Annotated in this window: 17 protein-coding genes and 3 pseudogenes; 12 read left to right on the forward strand and 8 right to left on the reverse strand. The window is 59.5% G+C overall.

From position 1 onward, the window contains the following. A pseudogene (locus RQH62_RS23790) lies at positions 1 to 109 on the forward strand (IS630 family transposase); the annotation flags it as partial. Between the two features lie 92 nt (positions 110 to 201). Here RQH62_RS23790 and RQH62_RS23795 read toward each other — a convergent pair. Beyond that, entirely contained in the window at positions 202 to 573 is a 372-nt protein-coding gene (locus tag RQH62_RS23795; RefSeq protein WP_311271131.1) for a hypothetical protein, read from the reverse strand. Positions 574 to 784: 211 nt separating this feature from the next. Between RQH62_RS23795 and RQH62_RS23800 the strand changes: the two genes are divergently transcribed. From RQH62_RS23800 to RQH62_RS23825, 6 genes and pseudogenes are all read left to right on the forward strand, one after another. Further along, positions 785 to 1876, forward strand: a complete 1092-nt coding sequence (locus RQH62_RS23800; protein WP_405053590.1) for a glycoside hydrolase family 43 protein — start codon at positions 785 to 787, stop codon at positions 1874 to 1876. 121 nt (positions 1877 to 1997) lie between these two features. Then, positions 1998 to 4625 carry a glycoside hydrolase family 3 C-terminal domain-containing protein gene (locus RQH62_RS23805; protein ID WP_311271132.1) on the forward strand — a complete coding sequence of 876 codons (2628 nt, stop codon included), beginning with the start codon at positions 1998 to 2000 and terminating at the stop codon, positions 4623 to 4625. Positions 4626 to 4660: 35 nt separating this feature from the next. Next, positions 4661 to 6229: an alpha-L-arabinofuranosidase C-terminal domain-containing protein gene (locus RQH62_RS23810; RefSeq protein WP_311271133.1), complete on the forward strand. Its 1569-nt coding sequence runs from the start codon at positions 4661 to 4663 to the stop codon at positions 6227 to 6229. A 42-nt stretch (positions 6230 to 6271) separates the two neighbouring features. Continuing rightward, positions 6272 to 7231, forward strand: coding sequence for an alpha/beta hydrolase (locus tag RQH62_RS23815; RefSeq protein WP_311271134.1), 960 nt, complete (start codon positions 6272 to 6274; stop codon positions 7229 to 7231). 216 nt (positions 7232 to 7447) lie between these two features. After that, positions 7448 to 7597 (forward strand): hypothetical protein, encoded by a 150-nt coding sequence (locus RQH62_RS23820; RefSeq protein WP_311271135.1) that lies wholly within the window; start codon positions 7448 to 7450, stop codon positions 7595 to 7597. Positions 7598 to 8069: 472 nt separating this feature from the next. Beyond that, positions 8070 to 8852 (forward strand): annotated as a pseudogene (locus RQH62_RS23825) (IS5 family transposase). 191 nt (positions 8853 to 9043) lie between these two features. Here the strand turns inward: RQH62_RS23825 and RQH62_RS23830 are convergent. The 6 genes from RQH62_RS23830 to RQH62_RS23855 form a co-directional block, all read right to left on the reverse strand. Further along, positions 9044 to 9532 carry a DUF3237 domain-containing protein gene (locus RQH62_RS23830; RefSeq protein ID WP_311271136.1) on the reverse strand — a complete coding sequence of 163 codons (489 nt, stop codon included), beginning with the start codon at positions 9530 to 9532 and terminating at the stop codon, positions 9044 to 9046. Between the two features lie 68 nt (positions 9533 to 9600). Further along, positions 9601 to 10482, reverse strand: coding sequence for a kinase (locus RQH62_RS23835; RefSeq protein WP_311271137.1), 882 nt, complete (start codon positions 10480 to 10482; stop codon positions 9601 to 9603). Then, positions 10482 to 11432, reverse strand: coding sequence for a D-glycerate dehydrogenase (locus tag RQH62_RS23840; protein WP_311271138.1), 951 nt, complete (start codon positions 11430 to 11432; stop codon positions 10482 to 10484). Before RQH62_RS23840 ends, RQH62_RS23835 begins: the two co-directional genes overlap by 1 nt. 31 nt (positions 11433 to 11463) lie before the next feature. After that, positions 11464 to 12378 carry a TauD/TfdA family dioxygenase gene (locus tag RQH62_RS23845; protein WP_311271139.1) on the reverse strand — a complete coding sequence of 305 codons (915 nt, stop codon included), beginning with the start codon at positions 12376 to 12378 and terminating at the stop codon, positions 11464 to 11466. A gap of 15 nt (positions 12379 to 12393) precedes the next feature. Continuing rightward, the gene (locus tag RQH62_RS23850; protein ID WP_311271140.1) at positions 12394 to 13809 is read right to left on the reverse strand and encodes an MFS transporter; all 1416 of its coding nucleotides are present in this window, start codon (positions 13807 to 13809) and stop codon (positions 12394 to 12396) included. 23 nt (positions 13810 to 13832) lie between these two features. Next, the gene (locus RQH62_RS23855) at positions 13833 to 16658 is read right to left on the reverse strand and encodes a TonB-dependent receptor domain-containing protein (RefSeq protein ID WP_311271141.1); all 2826 of its coding nucleotides are present in this window, start codon (positions 16656 to 16658) and stop codon (positions 13833 to 13835) included. A 49-nt stretch (positions 16659 to 16707) separates the two neighbouring features. Between RQH62_RS23855 and RQH62_RS23860 the strand changes: the two genes are divergently transcribed. From RQH62_RS23860 to RQH62_RS23880, 5 genes are all read left to right on the forward strand, one after another. After that, the gene (locus RQH62_RS23860) at positions 16708 to 17487 is read left to right on the forward strand and encodes a MarR family transcriptional regulator (protein ID WP_311271142.1); all 780 of its coding nucleotides are present in this window, start codon (positions 16708 to 16710) and stop codon (positions 17485 to 17487) included. A gap of 745 nt (positions 17488 to 18232) precedes the next feature. Next, positions 18233 to 20962, forward strand: coding sequence for a TonB-dependent receptor (locus tag RQH62_RS23865; protein ID WP_311271143.1), 2730 nt, complete (start codon positions 18233 to 18235; stop codon positions 20960 to 20962). A gap of 26 nt (positions 20963 to 20988) precedes the next feature. After that, positions 20989 to 21654, forward strand: coding sequence for a DUF6250 domain-containing protein (locus RQH62_RS23870; RefSeq protein WP_311271146.1), 666 nt, complete (start codon positions 20989 to 20991; stop codon positions 21652 to 21654). Positions 21655 to 21729: 75 nt separating this feature from the next. After that, complete coding sequence (locus RQH62_RS23875; protein WP_311271144.1) at positions 21730 to 24432, forward strand: Tat pathway signal sequence domain protein; 2703 nt, start codon at positions 21730 to 21732, stop codon at positions 24430 to 24432. Positions 24433 to 24445: 13 nt separating this feature from the next. Next, entirely contained in the window at positions 24446 to 25759 is a 1314-nt protein-coding gene (locus tag RQH62_RS23880) for an oligogalacturonate lyase family protein (RefSeq protein ID WP_311271147.1), read from the forward strand. Between the two features lie 120 nt (positions 25760 to 25879). On the opposite strand, the pseudogene RQH62_RS23885 reads toward RQH62_RS23880, so the two are convergent. After that, positions 25880 to 26635, reverse strand: a pseudogene (locus RQH62_RS23885) (IS481 family transposase); the annotation flags it as partial. Between the last annotated feature and the right edge of the window lie 121 nt (positions 26636 to 26756).

The following is a 26756-nucleotide window of genomic DNA, read 5'->3' on the forward strand; positions in this document are numbered from 1 at the left end:
AGAAAGAACCGTCAGCGGACTGTGGGGCCTGATCGGCAAACTCGTCGATATCTTCCAGCCAATGGAATGTGCCAACTACTTCAGTTCGTGCGGGTATGATCTGGAATGATCGAAAAACGCTCTAAACCCTGCCAAACCAACCAGCGCATGCGGAAGTGGCTTGTCGAGGATAATGCTCAGTCGCACGCCGCTACCGTCCCGCTACGCCCGCACGACATATTGCCAGTTATATTCAGCATAGCGTAGCGTGGTTTCAACAATTCCGCCTGCGGCATCGACCTTGCGATTGACGAGCGCGGCGGCAGCATCCCATTGGCCCGGCGTTGCCGACAAACGCACATCACCATTGGTGGCGCTGCGAATTCCCCGCTGGATAATCTCTATCCCGCCGATCTTGGCGTCAGCGAACAGCCCATCATACCAGTTAGAAAAAGCAAATATATTGACAGCGGGGCCTTCGAAATAGCCCTGGCCATTCAAGCTCAACTCACGCCCTTCCTGCGCCAGCGCCCGTCCGTTGATGCTGCTCAACAGCAGCGCAATACCAATCGCCGACGTCACCTTGTAGCGCATCCAACCTCTCCATGTTTGCGCTATCATAAGACAGAAAGCGCATATTTACTCGATTTCTTTTATCCGATCGATCCAAGATACAGGATCAAGGAAAGGATTGCACCATAGGGATGATAGCGCTATCTACATTCCTATAAAATATTTGTCTTACTACAAGGAGAGGATAGGCATGTTGAACCGATCACGCGGATTGACGGCTCTGCCGTTCGCCATGGTCCTGCTCTCCACTGCTTGCGGGTCGCACGATCAGCCGGAAAATAAGCCCCCGCAAAGCAAGGTGGAACGACGCGACGCTTCCGAATATCTGTCCCAACCGCTGGTGAAGGACATGTACACGGCCGATCCGTCCGCTCATGTTTGGGATGGCAAGATCTACGTCTATCCCAGTCACGACATTGACGGCCCTACAGCCGAGGATGATCTGGGCGCGCATTTCGAAATGCGCGACTATCATGTGCTGTCGATGGACAAGATCGGCGAACCGGTAACAGTGGGGCCAGTCGCGCTAGACGTTAAGGATGTGCCTTGGGCCGAAAAGCAGATGTGGGCGCCCGACGCTGCACGTAAAAACGGAACCTATTATCTCTATTTTCCGGCCAAGGACAAGGAAGGCGCGTTTCGTATAGGCGTCGCCACATCAAAAAGTCCGATGGGGCCGTTCAAGGCTCAGCCGCAACCGATCAGGGGCAGCTATTCTATCGATCCCGCCGTCTTCACTGATGATGATGGCGCCAGCTATATGTATTTTGGCGGCATCTGGGGTGGACAGCTTCAACGGAACATCGACGGCAAATATGACGCCAATGGGTCTAAAACAGACTTGGGCCAAGATGACAAGCCTGCACTCGCCCCGCGCGTAGCCAGGCTGACCGGCGACATGTTGGAGTTCACAGAAACGCCTCGAGCAATTCAGATACTCGATGAACAGGGCAAAGCGATCCTGGGCGGCGACCATGATCGCCGCTTTTTCGAAGCATCCTGGATGCACAAATATAAGGGGAAATATTATTTCAGCTATTCGACTGGCGACACCCACTATCTTGCTTATGCTATAGGCGATTCGCCCTATGGCCCCTTCACCTACAAAGGCCGCATCTTGGAGCCAGTGGAAGGATGGACCACCCACCATTCGATTGTTGAATGGAATGGCCGCTGGTGGTTGTTCTATGCTGACACACAACTGTCAGGTCAAACCCGACTGCGAAATGTCAAGGTGACCGAACTGCACTACAACCCGGACGGCACGATCCAGACGATCAATCCTTTTGCCTCTCCAAGTGCCAAAAACGGCGCCGCCCGTTAGAGCGCGCCAGGCGCGGGGGAAGTGCCCTCCCCCGCGCCGCCCTATCATAGATCCGGGCGAGGCCCTCCTCCCCGAAATAAAGTGACGTCGGAAATGGGCGCACCATTTCACGGGAGACACCATGAAGACAGCTTTCTGCATGCGTGCAGCTGCCGCCACGCTCTTCCTTTCAACTTCCACCTTAACCCAGGCTAGCGAACATAGCGATGTCTGGACAGAGGCAGACGGCAAGGCGCGCGCGATCGTCAGCGCGTTGACTCTGGATGAAAAGGTAGAGCAGTTGCTGAATACTGCACCTGCCATCCCGCGGCTCCGCATTCCTGCCTATAATTGGTGGACAGAATCGTTGCACGGCGCCATTGGCGCAGTACCCACCACCAATTTCCCCGAACCGATCGGCCTTGCCGCCACCTTCGACGCCCCATTGATCAAGACTGTAGCGTCCGCCATCAGCGCCGAAGTGCGGGCGCTTCACACTCTTGGCCGGCAAACAGGCCATTTGGGGCGCATCGGCACCGGGCTCGACACATGGTCACCCAACATCAACATTTTCCGAGATCCGCGCTGGGGCCGTGGTCAAGAAACCTATGGCGAAGATCCGTTTTTGACAGCGCAAATAGGCGTCGCTTTCATTCAGGGGATGCAGGGCAAAAATCCGGACCTGCCTGATGTCATCGCCACCCCCAAACATTATGCAGTACATTCCGGCCCGGAACCTAGCCGACACATCGACAACATTTTTGCGACGAAACGCGATCTGGAGGACAGCTACCTTCCGGCGTTTCGTGCTGCCATTGTGGAAGCCAAGGCGGGTTCCATCATGTGCGCCTATAATCGGGTGGACGGCGAACCGGCATGCGGCAGTCCGATGCTGCTGACAGACTATCTTCGCAACGCATGGGGTTTCAAGGGGTATGTCGTGTCGGACTGCGACGCCGTCATCGATATCTACGATCATCATAAATATGCGCCGGACGCAGCAACCGGCGTGGCCGTCGCACTGCGACGCGGTGTCGACAGCGAATGCAACAATGCTACTTTGAGCAGCAAGGCCGGTCTTGGCGACCGCTACAAGGAATCGCTGGCCAAGGGCCATATCAGCGTCGAGGATATCGATACCGCGCTCGTTCGCCTTTTCTCGGCCCGGCTGCGCAATGGCGACCTGCCTGGCCTGTCGAGCCGCAAACAGAATATAACTCCTGTTAAAGCGATCGGCACGGCCGAACACCAGGCTGTGGCTCTCGATACGGCAGAAAAAAGTCTGGTCCTCCTCAAGAATGACGGAATTCTGCCGTTAAAACCCGGCATCAAGGTTGCGCTCATGGGGCCTCTGGCGGATGCTACCCGCGTGCTGCGTGGCAATTATAGCTCGGCAAAAAGCCCGCCACCCATATCGGTCGCCGATGGCCTCAAACAAGCAATGCCCGGGTCGGCCATCACGCTCGTACCATTTTCACCGTCCATCACCGACGGCGACCTCGTTCCGGGCACGGCGCTGCTAACCCCTGATGGAAAGCCCGGTATCAAGGCGGAATATTATAACGCCGTTGCCAAGGACCAGTTTGGCAGCAAACCGGTGCTTACCCGCACTGAGGACAGCATCACCTCCCGCGCCGCCGAATTCAGGCAGATCGCGACCGATCATAAGGTGGTCTGGACGGGCTATCTCGTCGCGCCTGAAACCGGCCTCTATAGGCTGGCGCTAACCGGCGTGAAGGGTGACGTCTCGCTTAACGGCAAACCAATTGTCACAGCGACCGACTATTCGCGATGGGCCGAACCGCTCAAACTAACCGACGTGTCTATGACCAAAGGAGAACGCTACACCATCCGGCTTCAAGGGCAAAGTGGCATTCCCGCTGCACCTGCCATATTTTGGAAGCGGGTCACGGATGATCTGGATCGCGATATGGCGAAAGGCGCCAAGGATGCCGATGTCGTCGTCGCCGTCGTTGGTCTAACCTCCGATCTGGAGGGCGAAGAAATGCCGGTAAAGGTGGAAGGCTTCGAGGGCGGTGACAGGACAACGCTCGACCTGCCGGCCGACCAACGCGCTTTCCTAGAAAAGGCAAAGACCTTGGGCAAGCCGCTCGTCGTCATCGCCATGAACGGCAGCGCGATAGATTTGTCGTGGGCAAAAGAGAATGCGTCGGCCCTATTGGAGGCCTGGTATCCTGGCCAGTCGGGAGGGCGGGCCGTGGGCAATGTCCTGTCCGGAAAGGTCGATCCAGGCGGTCGCCTCCCGCTCACCTTCTACAAAAGTGTGAATGATCTTCCGCCCTTTACCGAATATGGCATGGATGGCCGTACCTACCGCTACTTCAAGGGTAGGCCTGTCTATCCGTTCGGCTATGGCCTCAGCTACACAAGCTTTACCTACACCCCGCCTGTCATTGAACCCGTCAATGGCGTAGTGGAAAACGGGATCAAGGTCCGTACACAGATTAGGAACAGCGGCGATCGCGCGGGCGACGACATTGCTCAGTTATACATCACTCCGCCACAGTTCAACGGCGCGCCGCGCATCGCGCTGCGTGGCTTCCAGCGCATCTCGCTTCAACCCGGCGAAAGCCGAACCGTCGAGTTTACTCTCTCTCCCCGTGACCTGAGCTTCGTCACCATGGCAGGAGAGCGCACCCTTATCCCCGGTGACTATCAACTCAGCATCGGCAGTGGACAACCTGGAACCGACATTCCGGTCGAAACCGGCACTTATCATATCTCCCGATCGGTCCCTCTGCCCAAGTGAGGCGATTTAGCCATTTCCCTTTTTGAGGATGTTCGATGATCAAGATATTGCGCCGCAACACCGCCTTGCTGATGATGTGTGCCAGCGCACTTGCATGCAACGCTGCCTCTGCCAATACGGATGAAAGGCCGACCACCGCGACAATCCATGGGGATCGGCCTGGCCCCGTTTACGACAAGCGCATGTTCACACAGTTCGCAGAACATCTGGGCACTGGCATCTATGGCGGCCTGTGGGTCGGCAATGACAGGTCAATCCCCAACACTAACGGTTTTCGGAACGACGTCATCGGTGCGTTGCGGAACCTTGCCGTGCCCATGATACGATGGCCCGGTGGCTGCTTTGCCGACGAATATCACTGGCGGGAGGGGATCGGGCCGAAAGCAAAAAGACCGGTAAAGGTCAACACCAACTGGGGCGGCGTGCCGGAACCGAACACCGTCGGCACGCACGAATTTTTCGAGTTGCTGCGCCAAGTTGGCGCAGAGGCCTATATTTCCGGCAATGTCGGTAATGGCAGTCCGCAAGAGATGGCCGAATGGGTGGAATATATGACTGCACCAGCGGGCACATTGGCTGAGGAACGCGGCAGAAACGGGCAAAAGATACCATGGGCGCTCCCCGCCTTTGGCATCGGTAACGAGTTATGGGGCTGTGGCGGCAACATGCGGGCGGAATATGCCGCCGACGTCACAAAGCGCTACGCCACCTTCCTGAAGGTACCCGCTAGCAAGACGATGGTAAGGATCGCATCCGGCGCCAACGGCGGAGACTATAACTGGACCGAAGTCATGATGCGCGAAGCGGGCAAGCATCTCGATGCTTTGTCGCTCCATTATTACACCATCCCGCAGGGCGGCTGGCCGCCCAAAGCCGATCCCGTCAATTTCGATGAAACGGCATGGGCTGACACGCTTGCAGCTACATGGAAGATGGATGAACTCATCACAGGTCATGCCAAAGTGATGGACAAATATGACCCTGAGAAGCGCGTCTTTCTGGCGGTCGATGAATGGGGCACCTGGTATGCACCGGATCCGGGCACCAACCCCGGCTTCCTTCGCCAACAGAACACGTTGCGCGATGCCTTGGTGGCCTCGGTCAATCTCGATATTTTTGCCAAACATGCCGACCGTGTCCGCATGTCCGCCATTGCCCAGATGGTAAACGTCCTTCAGGCGATGATCCTGACCGATGGGCGCAAGATGGTGCTGACACCAACTTATCATGTGTTCGAAATGTACAAGCCTTGGCAGGGGGCTACGGTCCTGCCGATTGAACTGATCACGCCCTGGTACCACAAGGACAGATTCGTAATGCCTGCAGTCAGCGGATCAGCGGTGCGGGGTAAAGATGGCAAGGTCCATGTCGGTCTTTCCAATCTCGACCCCAACCAGCCGAATACGGTGACGATGAAACTGGATGGCCTGAGCGTCAAGGCCGTTTCAGGTCGTGTCCTTACAGCTGCGGCGATCAACGCGTACAACACGTTCGACGCACCTGAAACAGTCCACCCTGCACCTTTTTCCGGCGCTCAAGTCAGCCACGGCATACTGACCGTCACGCTGCCGCCAAAATCCATAACGGTGCTTGATCTGGAATAAATTTGAAACGCCGCAACAGGCAACCAGGAGAGGATAGTTATCATGACAGATGCAAATAAGAGGTACGCGTTCAAATCTCGCTTTCGGTGTTTGACCGCTATCGCCGCCTTCGCATGGTTTTTGCCCGGTCCTGTCCAGGCGCAGGAAGACAAGGACAAGATGACGCCTATCGCAGTTCCGGTGCAATCGGACGCGATCGAACTCGGCACAGGCCCCTTGCCAGATGCGAAGGCCAAAGAAAGCTGGCACCGCCAATATGGCAGCCAGTTCGCCCGCAACGTCACCGTAGCGACGCTAACCCCATTCCTTCCAGACCCTGACAAGGCATCAGGTGCGGCGATTGTCGTAGCGCCCGGCGGTGGCTTTCGCACCCTGTCCATGGACAATGAAGGCTATGATGTAGCCCGTGCGCTCGCCGCCAGAGGCATCGCAGCCTTCGTCATCAAATATCGGCTTCGGCAGACACCCGCAGATATGGCGGGCTTCGAAAAATCGATGCAGGAAATGTTCTCGGGCGCCGCTCGGGCGCCGCTTCCGGCTGCAAATAATGCCGCGATCGACCTTGCGCCGCAACTTGCCGATTCAACCGCCGCTTTCCGCCTGATCCGCAGCCGTGCAGTACAATGGCATGTCGATCCCGATCGTATCGGCATGATCGGTTTTTCGGCAGGAGCGATGCTGACGATGGCAACGACTTTATCCTCAAAAGACGCGAAGCCGGCGTTTATTGGCAATATCTATGGACCGCTCGGCAGCATGACGGTTCCGCAGGATGCACCACCGATGTTCGCCGCGATCGCTGCGGACGATCCTTTGTTCGGCAACCGCGATTTCAAACTAATCGACGATTGGCGCGCAGCCAAGCGGCCGGTCGAGTTTCATCTCTATGGACGAGGTGGTCACGGTTTTGGCATGTACCCGAAAGCCACGACCAGTACCGGATGGTTCGACGCCTTCGTTCGCTGGCTCGATATGCACGGCATCCTCAAGGCAGTTGGATAAGAAGCCCCGACGGTGTGGTAGCGGGCTGTATGACGGAGCGATTGGTCAATGCCAAGGCTTGGGCAATTGCCATTTTGCGTGGCGCGCGCGGCAAGCCCGCGCGCGCCACCAGGCCGAAACTATTGCCGGAAGGTCGTACATGACCTCGCTCAACCGATCTTCACGAAACCATCGACGATAACGACCCGGACGGGCAAGGCTGGTCAGGATCGCATTATGATGCTGCATGATGAGATCAAGAAAGCGATGCAGCACATCGTCACTTTCAAATCTGGGCGGCGCATCGCCAAATTAGCTTCAATCATGACGACTGTGGCGCCAGATCGGGTTGATGACCATGCCGGCCAGATACACGTCGAGCACTGATAACAATATGCCATTATGTGACACAGGGAGAAGCAACTGTTCAATTTTGTTGAGGTAGAATGGCGGTTGGTTCATTCATATTAGCTAGCGCACACCGCAAATAGGGTCACCGGTTTTAGGCTGGCCGGGCGCTATATCCGGCACCCACTCTTCCTATCTCACAGCATCGCCCCCTACGAAGACCACAACGGCAAATAGGCTGGTACACGGGCCATCGCGCATGGCGACAGCTTCAACCTTGCCTTATCTACAGATGCCAAGGTTGATTTGTATTGAAGGCGAGATTCTCATCCAAATCCCGAACGCTTCCAGCAGGCAATCGCAGTCGCAGATCCTCCAGACTGGTCGCATGCTCGCCAATGAGGCTGGAAATGTGCCGGCAATTGCCCTTCTGCGCGCCAAGGTATCCTAGGGTCAGGACCCATTGATCTGAGCGGCGCGATCTGATTCAGGCTCCGTGAGGAGACTGAGCATGAGCGACCTTTACTGGCTGACGGATGACCAGATGGCGCGGCTTGAGCCTTATTTTCCAAAGAGCCATGGTAACCCCCGCGTTGATGATCGGCGGGTGTTGAGCGGGATCATCTTTGTGAACCGCAATGGGTTGCGCTGGCGGGATGCTCCAAAGGACTATGGGCCGCACAAGCCTGTCCTGAGCCTGTCGAAAGGGACGCTTTACAACCGCTGGAAGCGGTGGGGTGACAAGGGCGTTTTCCTTCGGATGATGGAAGGTCTGGCAGCGCCTCAGGTTTCCGAACGCAGGACGGTTATGATCGACGCAACCTATCTCAAGGCCCACCGCACGGCATCGAGCCTTGCGGAAAAAAAGGGGGCGCGGGACGCCTGATCGGACGCACGAAAGGCGGCATGAATACCAAGCTTCATGCCGTTACCGATGCGAACGGTCGTCCGATCAGTTTCTTCATGACCGCAGCAGGTCAGCGAATATATCGGTGCCGCTGCCCTGTTGGACGAACTTCCCAAAGCCCAATGGTTGGTCGCTGATCGCGGCTACGATGCCGACTGGTTCCGCGATGCTTTGCAGGAAAAGGGCATCACCCCCTGCATCCCCGGTCGCAAATCCCGGAACAAGGCCGTCAAACACGACAAGCGCCGCTACAAACGGCGCAACCGCATCGAGATCATGTTCGGCCGCCTCAAAGACTGGCGACGGGTCGCGACGCGCTACGACCGATGCGCCAACGCCTTCTTCTCGGCAATCGCCCTCGCTGCCACCGTCATCTTCTGGCTTTGATCAGTGAGTCGTGAGCCAAATGGGTTGAGCAGATTTCCGACCCAAATAGCCCCTGATGCCGGATCAAGAGGGTCGAATTCACGCGGCAGGCCAGAAGAACAATGTCGACTTCGCCGTCGGGGAATAAATTCTTCAGCGTGCTCGTCTGGATCGAAATCTATGGAAAGGCAGTTAGCCATTCCTTCTTTCGATCAGATCACGCGCCAGACCCAAAGGCGTATAGAGGCTGGATAACGCGCCCCTGCACAGATGAAGATGCTGCGGTTCAGCCAGTCGTGGGAACCGACCGGCGCGATGAACTCTGGAACAGTCCGAAAATAATAAGCTGCGGGATCGACGTCAGCGCCGCTGCCAAGCTGGCGCATGATATCAGGCGGGCCATGCCGCAAACCGCGATTGCGTATCTGGATGATCGTTCCGTCGTCGGCTTCCATCGCATAGGTTGCGTCCGCCACGGTTACGCCGTCTGGCCTCAGCACCTGCCAATCGCTGCCACCACCAAGGATGCGCCCACGGATATTCGGCCCCTCGACCATGCCGGAGAAGATCGGAATGATCCTACGCACGCCATCGGGCGTATCACCGATAGTGATCGGCTCGCCCAGTTCCGCCTGCGCCGCGTAAACGAACTCCAGTCCAGGGCGGGTGATGCCGACGGGCAACCCCTCTTCAGACGACATGGTCTTACACTCCCTTCCATTGCTCGAGGCTCCGTCGCCGATATCTTGATACTATCGGCAACGGCGCCTCATCGACCAGACAGACCCCGGCAGGATTGCACATTCTGGTTTTCATCCAGTTCGAACAGGACATCCGCACGATCGGGCAGGTCCACGAACATGTGCCGCGTCAACCGTTCATAATGGCTGACGAAATGCTGCAATGCCGCGTCATCCATGGTGCCGGGGGCGTCCGGCATCGTGGCGCGCAGCTTACTCTCTTGAAGCAGGCGATTGCGCAGGACATGATCGAAGGATGGCGGTTTGAGCATCACCAAACGATCGATATGCGAGAAGCATCGGGCGTAGGATGTTTCAAGTGCGACATTGACATGGCAGCGCCAGATAGCGTGCGGATCGGCCTCCGCCTCCAGCGCGTTGAGCGGGGTCGCCATCGTGGCGGCATTCTGCGGCCGCGCGCCGACGCACCAGCCTTCGAAGAAGATCACATCCGCCCCGCCAGCCTGATCTGTCCAGTCGGACGGCGGCAACCGGTCGTCCAGCGCCTTACTGAAACGCGGGATCAATGCCCCCTGTCCAGCCGCCAGCTGCTCCAGCACAGCCGTCCCCAGATCGACATCATGGGTGCCGGGCACCCCACGTGTCTGGAACAACGGATGCACGTCGCTCGCAAGCCGCTCTCTTGCATCGCGTGGCAGATAGAGATCGTCGAGAGAAAGCGTGGCTGAGGAAAGACCATGGTAGGGAAGGAGAGCGGATTGCAGAAAGCGACAAAGCGTCGATTTTCCGCTGCCCTGCGCGCCATTCACGCCCACGACCAGGGTTCGGCCGGCCAACTGGCGCCACCGGGTGATCTGTTCTGCCAAGGGGCGCCACCAGCGATCGACCGTTGCCTTGTAGGATGACGGCAACCGCTCGACGTTGATCAGTTCATCGACCGTCATCGGCATTACAGACTGTCCCGCGGCACCCGACCTTCCCGCCAATCGTCCAGATTGGCGAGGGCCCGCATGCCCATGGCCTCGCGCGTTTCACGCGTTGCGCTGCCAAGATGCGGCAAGAGAACGGTGTTGGGCGCATCAATCAGCCGTTGGGACAATTTGGGTTCGCCGACGAACACGTCGAGGCCGGCCCCAGCGATCGCGCCAGATTCCAGCGCTGTAACCAAGGCATCCTCGTCCACCACGTCGCCGCGCGCAGTATTGATGAGGATCGCATGCGAGGGCATCCGGGCAAATATGTCTTCATCGATGATATTGCGCGTTTCTGCGCCGCCCGGAATATGCAGCGACACAAAATCGCATTGCTCGACCAACTCGCCCAGCGATCCGACATAGCGCGCGCCCAGATGCTCGACATCGGACTGCGCGCCCGGCCGGCGCGAATAATAGACGATCTCCATGCCGAAACCAAAGCGTGCACGTTTCGCCATGGCCTGTGCAATCCGGCCAAAGCCGACCAGCCCCAGCACCTTGCCTTGCAGACTGGTGCCCAGCAGGTGGGTCGGCCGCCATCCAGTCCATTGGCCGGCACGCGCTTCCCGCTCGCCTTCGCCCGCGCGACGTGACGTCATCAGCATCAGCGTGATGGCTATGTCCGCTGTCGCGTCCGTCAGCACACCCGGCGTATTGGTAACGATCAGGCCGGCGGATCGGGCCGCTGCCAGATCGATATGTTCATGGCCCGCACCATAGTTGGCGATCATCCGGACCCGCCGCCCCTCCACGCCCAACAGGCCGCCATGCAGCCGGTCGGTGATGGTGGGGCATATGGCATCATAGTCACGCATCGCCACAATGAGGGCGGCCTCGTCAAGCGGCCTGTCGTCGACGTTAAAGGTCGCGTCATAGCGCGCCGCGATAAGCGCTTCGACCCGTTCGGGCCATTTGCGCGTAACCAATATTCGGGGCTTATTGCTTGTCACGACAGGATCAATTCGCTGGACTGGATGCCGAAAAATAGGCGGTGAACGGGTCGTCGGCATGCTCGGGTGCATCGCCTTCGCGCACCGTCGTCCGACGCATGTCGCGGCGCTCGTTGAAAATGTCGAAATCGCCGCCACGATGCATGGTGGTCAGATTGTCCCAGATGACAAGATCGCCGGGCTGATAGGACACTCCGAACGTATATTGGGGCTGGGTGGCAAACTCGATCAGATATTTGATCAACGCCCGGCCTTGATCCCGGGGCATGTCCGCCACATCCATCGCATGGCTGCCGATATAGATGGCCGTTCGTCCCGTTGCTTCCTGCGGCATGATCATAGGCTGACGGGCTTTCGGGCGGCCGTCAATTTCTTCTTCGGTGATCGGGAAGCCGGCGAGCAGGCGCGAATACCAGAGCGAATGATCGGCCTTAAGCGTGGCGATCTTTTGCCTGACATCATCCGGCAGGTCTTCATAGGCGGAACGCATATCCGCGAAATATGTAAGCCCGCCTTCCTTTGGCACCTCATAAGCCAGCAGCAGCGAATAGGCCGAACGCATGTCCATGAAGGAGGAGTCGGTGTGCCAAAGGCGATCCCCCTTCTTGTGCAGCACCATATTCTCGTCGACCAGTATTTCGCCCGCCGGCGTGAGGTTGCTGGCGTCGAATATTTCCGGGGTATCCGGGTGGCGGCGCGGACGATTTTTGACGGCCGGCGCCGTTTCCAGATGGCCGAAGTGGCGGCTGAAGGTCACATGCGACATATTATCGAAGCCCGTGCCGCGGATGACGCAGACGCCCCATTGGTTCATCGCATCCTTGATTTGCGCGAAGTCTGCGTCGCTGATCGGCTTGCTGACGTCGATGCCGGAAATTTCTGCACCGAAACGGGGTGTGATGGGCGTGGCGGTCAAGGGCATTATTCTGGTTTCCTTCTATGGCTTCGTCGTCACGGCCTGTGCCGGAAGGACGACATGTTCGGTGGGATTGGAAATGAAGGGCATGCGGCGGCGGCCCACGCGGGCCAGCAGCAGCAGCGACATAGCGGTCATCAACGGCGTGACGGCCAGCAGCACGAACAGCAGGCGCGGCGGCATGTTGGTGGCAAGCAGATAGCCACCCAGCAATGGCGCGAAGATGGAGCCGATCTTGGCGATCGACGTTGCCCAGCCGGCGCCATTGGCGCGGATGGCACTGGGATAGAAAATGCCGGCGATGGAATGCATGCCGAAATGCGTCCCGCTGATCATCGCCATGCTGAGCAAGGAGAAGGCGGCCAGCCCCTGCAAGGAAACGGGGGCCAGCCCCATGAGCAACAGCAACGGCGCGGCAAACATGGGGTAGAAGGCGATCGCCACCGGTCCGATCCGGTCCGTGAAGCGCATGAGCGCCAGTCCGGCGAGCGAGCCGCCGATCGAACTGACCGACATGATCATTGCGGCCTCGGTCCGGGTAAAACCGACATCCTCAAAAATGATCGGACCCCAATTGGACTTGAAATAGACCGCCATCGAACTGCCAATATAGGCTACCCAGAGCAATGCGGTGATCGGTCGCAAATCCCCCTTGAACAAGGTGGAAAGATGGAAATTCTGCCCGGCCGGTGCGGCGGCTTCATCCCGGACGATGAATTCGTCCTGCGCCCGTGCCCCCAATCCCGGCTCCAGCGCATTGAGCGCTTTGGCAATTTTTTCGGGAGAGCGCCGCTTTACGGCAAGATAGCGGGCGGATTCCGGGAGCAAGGCCACCAGAAGCGGAATGAGCAGCATCGTCGCGATGCCTGAAATCAGGAATACGGACTGCCAGCCAAAATGCGGCGCCAGCCAGACCGTGGCTGGCCCGGCAATGACCCCGCCCAGCGTATAGCCCATCATGATGACGGTAACGACAGTTGCTCTGTAGCGGCCCGGTACATATTCGATGTTGAGCGCCCAGGCGAGCGGCATCAGCCCGCCCAGTGCGACCCCGTTCAGGAAGCGCAATGCCATCAGCGCCCGCATATCCGGCGCCAAAGCCATCGCCATGCTTGTCGCGCCGAAAGCCGCGACCGATGCGATGATGATCGGTCGACGCCCAAAACGGTCGCCAAGCCAGCCGAAGGCGATACCGCCCAGCATCGCCCCGAAGACGCCGACCGCAAATAATTCGCCCAGCGAAATCGCATCCGCCCCAAATCCGTCGCGCAGATAGGGCGCGACGAATGAGATGACGAGCATGTCGAAACCGTCGAGGAAGGTTACTGTCCATGAAATCACGATCAGGCGAATGACGAACGCATTCATCCTCTGACGTTCGATCACGTCGGTTACCTGAATGGTAACGGGGGGGGCATCATCAACTACGGTCGTCATCCTGGCTATCCCGATCCTGTGGATTATCCGCCGAAGTGAAAACGGGCACCGACCTTGAACGCGCGACCGACCGGGTCGAACAATATCTGGTTGGTGCCACCCGAGGGGCCAGGAATGGCGGGTGGATCGCGATCAAGCACATTGTTCACCGTCGCGAAAAGTTGGAATGTCCGACCATTGCCTGCCTCCAGATTCAGCCGCGCCGTCAGGTCGAGATAGAAGCGGCTGGGTACGCGATTGTCATCGACGCTGTTCACCGCCGTGACCGAATAGCCGTCCTGATCGGGGCCGACGAAATTCGTCCAGTAAATGCCGGACGGTATGTACCGACCATGGCCGGTCAACTGGAACCGCCCCGTCGTCCAGGTGAGGACGCCGTCCAGCACATAATCGGGGACGCCCGCAATGGTGCCTGTGCGCACGCCCGTCTGGCCGGCACGATCGACAGCTCCCAGTGAGTCGACAGTGGTCAGTTCGTTGGTGATGTTGGCGATCAACTGGGCGTTGATCTCGCCCAGCGCGCCGATCGGCTGACGATATTGTACTTCAATGTCATAGCCGCTGGTCTTGAGCGCATTGGAGTTGAGGATGACGTCGCGCACTTCGACAATCTGATTGTCCGCGTCCCGCGTGATCTGGCTACAGAAGTTCGTAGCCCCCTGCGCGCAACGATTGACCAATGTCTGGGCCCCCAGCGCACCGATCGCATCCGCCACCTCGATATTATAATAATCGACGGACAGGCGCATCCGCTGAAGGAAACCGGACCGCGGCGCAATGACCGCGCCGATCGTCCAGCTATCCGCCTTCTCCACCGATAGATCCGGATTGGAACCGGTGACGACGAAAGGATTGGTTTGCAGGCCGCCATTGAGCGGGTCCGACAAGCCGATCGATCGACGAGTCTGGGGACCAAATAGTTCGAAGATGTTGGGCGCCCGGATATCGCGCGAACGCGTACCACGCAGGCGGATGCCTTCGACCGGTTCGTAGACAAGACCACCCTTCCAGGTCGTAACCGACCCGGTCGTGCTATAATGGGTTCGGCGTATCGCACCATTTAGATCAAGCGCATGGCCCACTGCCGAATCCCGCAGGACGGGAATGGCGATTTCACCAAAGGCTTCCTTCACGGTCACGCCGCCGTTGAGCGCCGAGCCATTCAGCGAGTAGAAGCCGTTGGCTGCCGAAATGGCATCGGCCATGCCGTCGACGGTATCGCGCCTATATTCCGCGCCCACGGCGACGGTAACGGGGCCGGCCGGCAGATCGAACAATTCGCCGCGCACATCCACACCGGCAACATGCTGTTCGTTCACCGTGCGTTGCAGCCCGTTGCCGGTAATATAATTGACCGAAGCCTGACTGTAATTGCCCTCCCCAAAGGGATTGAACGGCGCACAGGCGGGGTCGTCATTGGCCGTGCTGGCATCGGCATTGACCCGGCACATAATCTGTCCGCCAGACTGCACGGCATCGGTCGCCTTCAACAGATTGGCCAGATTGACGAGGTTCGTCGCTCGCTGCGTGAAGTTGGTGCGGCCATATTGATAAAAGGCACTGGCGGTCCAGCGATCGCTCAGCTTCGCTTCGACGCCCAGAACGCCGCGATAGGTTTCGGTCGTGGACGTTGCCCGGCCGGGACCAAGGTCGAAGGCGGCCTTGCCCAGGACGAAGGACGCCACGCCATTGGCATCCATCGTCGCTGCGACCGAACTCGGAATGAACGGATTGTCACGCTTGATCCGTCCCATCAGCGTACCGTTGAAGTCGCGGAAAATTGCGCCGTCAACGGTACCCTTGACCCGGCCATAGGACAGGTCCGCCGTCAACGTCACATCGTCGGTCAGTTCTGCGGTCAAGGCACCATAGGACGACACCCGCTCCAGCGGCACCTTAAGCCGCAAGGCGGAAATGAAGCCGTTGCGCCCCTGTCCTTCGCCACCCAGCATGAAGAGCGGGCCAACCAGCGTGCCATATTGAAATTGCCCCTGCGCGCCATCCGCCAGGAACTTCGTGCCCCGCAACGGGTCCGTCGCGGTCGTGCCGATCACCTGGCCAGCCGCGTTGTAGGATCGGTTGATCAGGCCACCGGGTGTCATCGTTGATGTATTAACGCCGCCCACGATGAGATTTGCGGGCAGTCCTCCAGCACCCGGCGTATTGCCCAGGATCAGCGTCTGGCTGTTGCACCAGCTTCGGGTGGTACAATTGCCCAACCCTTCCAGCTTTTCATATTCGACAGCACCGATCACATGAATGCGGTCGGTCAGGCTCGTGCCGCCCGACAGGCTGGCGAACATGTTGCCATCATCGCCGCGTTGCGAGACGCCCGCGCTGAATTCGCCGTCCAGCCCTGTCTTCTTGCGGTCGAGGACGAAGTTCACGACACCGGCAACGGCGTCCGAGCCATAGGCGGCTGATGCGCCGCCAGTGACGACATCGACGGTGCGCAGCAGGGACGATGGGATCAGGTTGGTATCGACCGACCCCTGGGTCGTGCTCGGCACGAACCGCTTACCGTCGACCAGCACCAGCGTGCGCTGCGGGTCCAGGCCGCGCAGGTCGAGCAGGCGGGCACCAATATTGCCACCAAGATTGGCCTGCGCCGCAGGACCGCTTGATGCACGGAAACTGGGCAATTGATTGAGCGCTTCGCCGACATTGTTGATACCCAGCGCAGCAAGCCGTTCGGCGCCGATCGACGTGACCGGCGTGGGCGCGTTGAAATTGGAACCCAGTCGGGTTCCAGTCACGACAATGTCGTTTACCGGTACATCCGGGCCAGCCGGCGGAGGCAGGCTCTCCTCGCTCGATTGCTGATCCGCCACCTGTCCCGACGGAGGCATATCCTGCGCTGCAGCGATATGTGGGGATAGCACAATCATCGCGCCGATCATGGCCAAGCCACTCGCACTTGTCCGCATGCTTTGCGTGCTCAATCGCATCTTCAAGCTCCCTCTCCCGGCCTTCTTTTGCGGCCTCAATGCGGAATTTATGTATCTAGGTACATATATTGTCAACAGCGTGCTTCGATCGCGTGAAAATGAAAGCGAATTGGCATTTGGCAGATGCGCTCTGGCATCGCTAAAGACAGAAATGTGGGCACGACATGGGTTGGTCCGCTTTACCAATGGAACCGGCATGTCCTCTGACACACCCGCTGCGGCAGACCCCTTCGACAGCACGACTCCGCAGTATCGCGCCTATTTTCCGGAAGGGTCCCGGGACGATATCGAATTTCGCCTGACACGCATTCTGTCCTTGTCGGCCCGGCGTTGGGGCAATCATGTCGAAAGCCGGATGCTGGCGTTGACCGGGCAATCGCGATCGCGCTGGCAGACCCTGTTCGTGCTCAGTGTTGCGACGCCGCCGATAACGACATCCTTGTTGTCTGCACGCCTTGCCATTCAATGGCCCCCGTTAATTCGCACGCTCAATTCACTGGAAGCGGACGGTCTGATCCGCCGGATCGAAAATCCGACCGACAAGCGATCCCGCTATATCGAGATCACCCCGGCAGGGATTGAGGTGGTGGAAAAGGTCCAGCCGGTGCTTTCCGAAATCAGAACATCTGTCTTTGCGGGCTTGAGCGAGGAGGATATGCGCCTTGCCACCCGTGTCTTGGAAGCGGTCGTCGTGGGCATTTCGAACGCATCGGGTGCGGACGAGGACTGAGTTCTGGCTAACTCGGAACATGGCTGTAGAAAATGATGAACCGTTTAAATATGCCCTAGATCGCTACAAATATCCCAAACGCCAGACTCAAATGTTGAAACGCGCCACAGGAACGGGCTAGCGTTCCGTCAGCAGATCGACGAGCGGCTGAGTGGGACCGCGAATCCGGGCGGCGCTACCCGGTCTGGCAGCCGCGGCGATTATTCCGTTTGTACGGCAGTTCGTGGCCGTTCGCCCGAACTGGTTCGCGAAGCAAGGACTCGCCCAAGTCAAAATGTGGTTATCGGACTATTTGGGTTCGGACCTGTTTGGCGCAATAATGCTTAGGGCACCAACCCGGTCGCCGCTCGACGCGCCCATTATCGTCGATCGGGAACGAGGAATGGAGCAAGGATTGCCTACTGAAAGAGAACGGGGGCGCCACGGCATGCCGCAAATGACCACGAGCCACAGCCGACCCACATCCGCAGCGGTCGCAAAATTTCTACACGTCGGATTGCATAAAGTCTTCTGCGTGTGGCTCCACGTTACAAGTGTCGGCTGACCCTTTGGCCTAGCAATTCCAAGCCTCACCGGTCACCCGGTTCTATTTTTTTTGAACGAGTATCTAAAAAGAAACCAACGCCCACCACGAATATCGCATTTTGGAATCATATCCCATTTAGAGGGATTTAATTCTTGCCCAAAGGCGATGACAGCGATATGTCCATATAAAGAGACATAATTTCAATATGTGGAATGGGAGATGATGCTCATGCATCTGCGTTGTGCCAAACTGGCTTCGATTTCCTACCTGGGGCTGCTTGCCATCGCGTCGACAGCGGCAGCGGCACAGGATTCGTCCGCATCTGATCCGGCTGAGGCAAATGTCTCGAACGCCAAAGATGTAGAAGCTGCCGATATCGTCGTAACCGGTATCCGCAGCAGCCTTCAGGGTGCGCTCAATGCAAAGCGCAACGCTCCACAGGTGCTGGATGCGATCTCGGCAGAAGATATCGGCAAATTCCCTGACAAAAATGTGGGTGAAGCGCTCCAGCGTGTCACCGGTGTCCAGATTTCACGCGCAGGTGGTGAAGGCGCAGGCGTCACCATTCGTGGTGCGGACCCGTCGCTGAACCGCGTTGAAATCAACGGCACCACGGCGCTGTCCACCACCGTTGGCGGCGGCCGCGACGTCGATTTCCGCGATCTGCCGTCCGAATTCGTCAACCGTCTGGAGGTCGTGAAGTCGGCCACCGCGGACATGACCGAAGGCGGCGTCGGCGGCACCGTGCGCGTCATCACGCGCCGGCCGTTCGACAATGGCGGCAAGCCCTATCTCGCAGGTTCGGCGCAGGCCATCTATGCCGATATCGGCGACCATATGGACCCGCGCCTTGCCGTCATCGGCAGCGACACATTTGCCAATGGCACGCTGGGCATCCTGGTCTCGGGCACGTTCGAGAACCGCAATGTCGAGGACCATCAGGCGCGCACCACGGGCTGGGTCCAGAGCCGGGACCTGAACGGCGACGGCGTGAGGGATTTCATCCCGGATATTCCGCGTTACGTGATCGATCGGCTTGAAACCCGCCGCTATGCACTGAACGGCATATTGGAATGGCGTCCGAGCGACGACTTCAAGGCCTATCTGGAAAGCAACTGGACCCGGTCCAACCAGTCGGTCACATCGCAATATCTGCAGACCGGCACCAGCGGCGGCATTATCGACACCGCCAACACCATCGTCGGCCCGGACAACACCGTCCAATATCTGCGGATGACCAACAACACCGCCCTGGCACAGACGAGCCAACTCGGCGTGTCCTATCGCAACATTCTGGGCGATATCCGCCGTACGACCTATAATATCGCACTGGGGGCGGAATGGACCACCAGCAATCTGACACTGACGCCGAAAATCTCCTACGCCAAGGCGAAGGCCTATAATAACGAGATCAATGCGACTGCCGCCGTCACGGGCATGCCTTGGCTGGAGGTCGATTATGGCAATGGCCAGCAGGCGCCCAAGATCACCCTGCCCTTCGACCCCACGACGACCGACGGCATCAATCAGCTGACCGTGCTGCGCCGCCCGCGCTACGACGATCAGTCGGAAAAGATGGCGAAGCTGGACGCCGAATATGAGCCCGACGCCGGCATCATCACGTCTATAAAGGTGGGCGGTCAGTATCGTGACCTGACGGTGAAGAGCAAATTCTTCACCCGCACGACCACGCTCAACGGCTTCTCCGATCCGGCGGTGCAGGCCCGCATCCAGGATATTGTGAGCGGCAATGCCGCGCTTGGCACATCGCGCTTCTTCAATACCGGCGACCTGGGCTTTTCGGACGGCTATACCGGCTGGCTCAACATGACGCAGGGGGTCGCTGACGCGGTCGGTGTGCCCGATCCGTTCGAGGCAGGTGGCTGCCCAGAACGATCGGGCGGCACGTGCCAGGTATTCACCGACACATGGGAAGTTGGCGAACGCAATTTCGCCGGTTTCGCGCAGGCCGCCTTCGCGTTCGATGTTGGTCCGGTGCCTGTCAGCGGCGTGATCGGCGCCCGCGTCGTCAATACCAAGGTGAACACGTCGGGATTCCAGAGCACCTCGCCGGGTGGCGGCGCGCTGCCGGTCATTTCGCCCGTGTCCTACACCAGCAAGAACACCGAGTTCCTGCCGTCGATCAACTTGAAGGCAGACCTGATCCCCGACAAGTTGCAGGCACGCGTCACCGCCACCGAAGTGATGGCCCGTCCGCTGCCGCAGCAGTTGGCCCCGCGCTTCACGCTGGACGTTGTCGGCCTGTCCGGCTCACGCGGCAATCCGGGGCTCCAGCCCTTCCGCGCGCGTCAATATGATGCGGGTCTGGAATATTATCTGAACAAGACCAGCTTCGCGTCGGTGACCTATTTCCGTAAGGAGATCAGCAGCTTCATTCAGAACACGACCGAGGCCTATGTCGATCCGACCGGCGTTACCTACAATATTCTGGTGCCCACCAACGGCACGCAGAAGGTAACGATCAACGGTATCGAGGCTGGCGCGCAGTTGGCGTTCGATTTCATCGACGTGCCCGTCATCAAGAATATGGGCGTGATCGCCAACTATACCTATTCCAAGGATAGCGGCTACGAAGGAAAGGATTTCTTCACCGGGGATTCGCTGCCTTTCCAGGGCCTGTCGCGCAACAGTTACAATCTGTCGGCCTATTATGAGGACGATGTCATCAGCCTGCGTGGCGCCTATAACTGGCGGTCCAAATATCTGCTGGTTGCGCAGGGACGCGGCAACAATCCCGAATTCGGCGAAGCCTATGGCCAGCTTGATGCGTCGCTCAACGTCACGGTGATGCCGGGCGTGGCCTTCTTCCTCGAAGGCGTCAATCTGCTCGACGCCACGCGCAAGGAGAATGCCAACAGCGTCTATCGCCGGACCATCATCGAAACCTTCGGTCGCAGGGTCTATGGCGGCGTTCGCCTGAAACTGTGATCCCGACCGGTTTCAACCGTCGGGCGATGCTCGCCGCGCTGGCTTCCCTGCCAGTGGCGGCGCGCACGCCCGGACCTATCCTCCACCGCGACGATTTCCGCCATGGCCTGCGCCAATGGCGGATCGAAGCGGCGGGCGATGCACGGGTGACAGCACAAGGTGGAATAGTCGATATCGATACCCCGGCGGGGCTGTCCTTATGGTTCTTGCCGCAACTGACCGGACCGATCGCGATCGATTATGAGGTTCGGGCTGTTTCGGCCGGCGGATCGCATGATGCGGTCAGCGACGTCAACGCTTTCTGGATGGCGACTGACCCCGCCATGTCAGATGGATCGGTGCTGACAAAGCGGCGTAGCGGCGTGTTCGAAGAATATGACCTGCTGCGCACCTATTATGTCGGCATAGGTGGAAATCGCAACACCACCACGCGCATGCGCCGCTATGTCGGCAAGGCCGGGGAGCGGCCCTTGCTACCGGAGCATGATCGGCCCGGTGAGGCAGACATGCTGGAGCCGAACCGCTGGTTCCGCTTACGGTTGATCGCAGACGGTCAGCGGATCGCGGTTGAACGGGACGGTGTCACCCTGTTCAGCATGATGGACGATACCCCCTATCGGCATGGCCATTTTGGTGTGCGCACCACGCAAAGCCATATTCAGCTGCGTAATTTCTCGATCAGCCGCCCCTGATGTGATGGCGGGTGAAATGGCACATTTTCACCTGCAATCATCCATATTCCGGGCCGGCCCCGCCAAGGAGGGGACATGAAGGAACATCTGACGGTCAAACGGCGCGACATGTTGCGTATGGGGCTGCTGGGTGGCGCGGCTGCGATGCTGCCGCCCGAGGCACTCGCAGCCACCCGAACGACGCGCGGCGTGCCGCAAACGCCGGTGCGCTGGATCGACAGCGAAGCGCCGGCGCTCAGCCTTGGCCAGACATTCGGCGTACCATGGCCGCGCGGTGCGATGCGGGCCAATGCGCCGCTCAGCCTGCGCGGACAGGATGGCGCATCGCTGACGTCGCAGCATTGGACGCTGGCGACCTGGCCCGATGGCTCGCTCAAATGGTCGGCCCACGCCTTGCCTGCGGGCGTAAAGCAGCCCGCCGGTCTGGAAGTCGTTCCCGGCAAGCCGCAGTCGCCTGCGACGCCCGTGCTGGTGCGTGAAACCGCTGACACGGTCGAGATCGTCAGTGGCGCGACCCGCTGGCGCATCCCTCGCTCCGGTCAGGCCGTCATAGCCGGCGCATGGTCGGGCGAACGGCAGGTAATGGGCCCGCTCTCCCTGATCGCAAGCGTCGACGATGCCCCGGAAGACGGCAAACGCACCCGCCTCACCGGTCGGATCGACAAGGTGACGATCGAGCAGAAGGGACCGGTTCGCGCTGTCGTGAAACTGGAAGGCGTGCATGAAGCGGCGGGACGGACCATGCTGCCCTTCACCCTGCGCCTCTATGCCTATTCCGGTGGCGATCATCTGCGCGTCGTGCACAGTGTCATCTTCGATGGCGATCCGGCGAAGGACTTCGTCAGCAGCATCGGCCTCGGCGCCGCCGTGCCCATGGCCGGCGCGCCGCATGACCGCCATGTCCGCCTCGCCACCGCAGAGGGCAGCCTTTTCTCCGAGGCTGTCCGCCCGCTGACCGGTCTGCGCCGCGATCCGGGTGCAGCGGCCCGCGCGGCGCAGATCGCCGGGAAGGCGGTCGCGCTGGACAGCATCGCGCCCGGTGTTCGTCCCTTGCTGGACCGCATTCCGACCTGGAGCGACTTCACGCTCAGCCAGTTGACCGCCGATGGTTTCGCCATCGCCAAGCGCACAGAACCGGGCCATGCATGGGTCGACTCCACCGCTGGCACTCGCGCACTGGGGCTGGGCTATGTCGGCTCGCCACAAGGCGGCGTGGCGATGGCGGCGCGCTATTTCTGGCAGCGGCATCCCGCCCAGATCGACATTCGCAGTACGGCCGGCGATGAAGCGGCGCTCAGCCTCTGGCTCTGGTCGCCTGACGCGAAGCCCATGGACATGCGCCCCTATCGCGGGGTGATGGGGATGGAAGGCTATGATGCCCAGAATGAAGGGCTGGCCATCACCTATGAGGATTATGAACCCGGCTGGGACAGCGCGACCGGCGTCGCGCGTACGAGCGAACTGACACTGTGGGCCTGCGCCGCCACGCCGGAGGCCGAGCGCCTGTCGGCCATGGTACAGGCCAATGCGGTGCCGCCGCAACTGATGGCGACGCCAGAACGCATCCATATGGCCGGCGTTTTCGGCCCCTGGGGTCTGCCCGATCGTTCGTCGCCCATGAAGGCGCGGATCGAGGACCAGATCAGCAACCTCGCCGCCTTCTACGAAAGCGAAGTGGATCGCCGCCGCTGGTATGGTTTCTGGAACCATGGCGATGTCATGCACACCTATGATTTCGACCGGCATCAGTGGCGCTATGACATTGGCGGCTATGCCTGGGACAATAGCGAATTATCGCCCGACCTGTGGCTATGGCTTAGCGTGTTGCGCACTGGCGATCCGAAACTGTTCCGCTTTGCCGAGGCGATGACGCGTCATACCGGTGAAGTCGACGTCTATCATATGGGGCGCTTCAAGGGGCTGGGTACCCGCCATGGCGTCCAGCACTGGAGCGACAGCAGCAAGCAGCCGCGCGTCAGTAACGCTATCTATCGTCGCATCTTCTACTATCTGACCGCAGACGAGCGGGTCGGCGACCTGATGCGCGACCTGCTCGATTCCGATCAGGCGCTCCGCCATGTCGAAATCGGCCGCAAAGTGCCGGGCGCAGAGCGCAACCCGCTGCCCGAAGGCGTGATCGACCTGAGCTTCGGCACGATGTGGTGCTCGGTCGCGTCGGCCTGGCTCACCGAATGGGAGCGGACCGGCGAGCGTAAATGGCGCGATCGGTTGATGGCCGGGATGGACAGTATCGGCCGTCTGAAGCGTGGCTGGCTGGCTGGCAGCGCGCCTTATGATCTGGCGACCGGACGTTTCATGGGCCCGGGAGACAAGATCAGCCTGTCGCACCTCAATGCCGTGTTCGGTGCGCTGGAAGTGAATGCGGAACTGCTCCAGTTGCTGGACGTGCCGCATTATCGCAAGGCCTGGCTGGATTATTGCCGCTGGTTCAACGCGCCCAAGGCGGAGTGGGAGGCGGAGTTCCGCGAGCCTTACAAGGGCCGCAACCTGAAGGAAGGCCATTCGCGCCTGACCGCCTATCTCGCGCGTGAAACGGGGGACGCCGCCATGGCGCGTCGCGCTTGGGACGAGTTCCTGTCCGGCGAGGCGGGGCAGGGCCTATCCAAGGGCGATCCCCGTGTCACCTTGACGGGCGCGAAGGTCATCGCGCCGACAGTCGAATGGCCGGATGTATCCACCAATGCGGCAGCCCAATGGGGGCTTGCCGCAATCGAGAATCTGGCGCTCATCCCCGATGCGCTGCCGACACAGGGTTGAAGAGAGGGTGATGATGAAAAGCAGTATTTCGGCTCTGGCTCTCGCGACGATGGCCTGGAGCGGCGCGGCGATAGCCAAGCCGGTGAAGCAATGGACCGACGCGCTGACCGGGCATGAGATCGTCCAGATCACCGACCAGCCGGGCGGCGCGGCCAGCCTCTATTTCCACCAGAACAGCTATACGCCGCAAGGCGACAAGATGGTCATATCTACACCCGACGGGATCAGCGTCGTGACGCTGGCGGACTGGAGCATCCGGCCGCTGGTCAAGGGCGCGGACCTGCAACTCCTCTTTACCGGGCGCAAGACCCGCAGCGTCTATTATGCCGGCGGCCGCAAGAATGACGGCGCGGGCGCGACCACCATCTTCGCCGCCGACATCGACAGCGGCAAGGTCCGCAAGATCGCGACCGTCGCCAAGGGATCGATCGGATCGATCAATGCCGATGAGACGCTGCTCCTCGGCCAATGGGCGGCGAGCGACAAGCCGCTGCAACCCGATGGCACGGCCAAGGGCAAGGCGCCGGAAATCAAGCAGCAGTTCGGTCAGGCCAATTATGCTGCCAACGGCCCGGACGGCAAACCGCTCAGCTTCGCCGAAGCAAAGGAAGTGCGCCTCAATGAGCGGCTCGAAGCGAAGATTCCGATGGAAATCTTCACCATCGATATCCGCACCGGCGCGCGCAAGGTAGTGGTCGCCTCCACCGACTGGCTCAACCATGTCCAGTTCTCGCCCACCGATCCCGGCCTCATCCTATATTGCCATGAAGGCCCGTGGCACAAAGTCGATCGCATCTGGACCATCCGCACCGACGGCAGCGGCAAGCAGCAGGTCCACAAGCGCACGATGAACATGGAAATCGCCGGGCATGAATTCTTCTCGCCCGATGGCAAGTGGATCTGGTACGATCTCCAGACGCCGCGTGGCGAGGTGTTCTGGCTGGCGGGTTATGAGATCGCGACCGGCAAGCGCCAATGGTATCATGTCGACCGCAACATGTGGTCCGTCCACTATAACCAGACGCCTGATATGCAGCGCTTTTCCGGCGATGGTGGCGACAGCGAAATGGTCGCCCATGCGCCCGATGGCAAATATCTCTACCTCTTCACGCCCAAAGCGATACCGGACGTAGCGGGCATCCATGCGGACAATGCCGCCGACCTGATCGCGCCCGGCACGTTGGAGACGGAAAAGATCGTCGACATGCGCCGCCACGACTATCGGCTTGAACCCAACACCACCTTCACGCCAGACGGAAAGTGGATGATCTTCCGGTCCAACATGGATGGCAGCAATCAGGTTTACGCCGTTCAGACCAACAAATGAAAAGGCGCGGGCCTCTTATGACCAAGCACGTCGACGATCCTAAAAAAGGCATCGAAGCCTGACAAATGGTGAAGGGGCGTCCGATCATGCCAGTCCCATCAGCGGTTCTGATTGAGGTGGCTAGTTGTTCAGTCCCGGCATCTGGTGGATCGGATTGAGGATGAATCGGTCTGGCTCTGAAGTCCATATCTTGGCGATATATTCGTAGGGAGTAAGGCCGCTGAGGGTCTTGAGCCTGCGGGCGAAATTGTAGGCAGCGATGAAGTCGGCAAGGTGTGTGCGTAGCTGCTCGTGGCTCTCGTAGTGGAAGCGTTTGACGGTTGCGTCCTTGATGGTGCGGTTCATCCGTTCGACCTGCCCATTGGTCCATGGGTGGTTCGGCTTGGTGAGGCGATGCTCGATATCGTTCGCCTCGCAGATCATGTCGAAACGCATCTGGCGTGAGAAGGCAGTGTTCCGATTGCGCGGCTGGTCGGCGAACTGGATGCCGTTCTCGGTCAGGATGGTGTGGATGCGATAGGGAACGGCCTTCAGCAGATATTCGAGAAACTCCCAAGCCGTTCGCCTGTCGGCCTTCTCGGCGAGTTGAGTGACCGCGAACTTGCTGGTACGGTCGATGCCAACGAACAGGTAGAGCTTGCCTTCGGCAGTTTGCACCTCGGCAATATCGATGTGGAAGAAGCCGATCGGATAGCGTTTGAAGCGTTGACGTTTGGGCTTGTCGCCCTCGATGTCGGGCAGGCGAGAGATGCCGTGTCGTTGCAGGCACCGATGCAGCGCTGAGCGGGTCAGATGCGGGATCGATGGCTGCAACGCATAGAGACAGTCGTCCAGCGGCAGCAGCGTGTGTCGCCGGAATGCGACAACCATCGCTTCCGCCATTTCACAATATGCAGCGATGTACAGGCGTCTACTGACCCTTGATTTTCCGTGCTTTTTGGGCAATCGTTCCTGCCATGTTCTCTATGGTCGTCTACTGGCGTCGCGTGGTGAGCAT

The organism is Sphingobium sp. WCS2017Hpa-17, assembly GCF_031843765.1.
GTDB lineage: Bacteria > Pseudomonadota > Alphaproteobacteria > Sphingomonadales > Sphingomonadaceae > Sphingobium.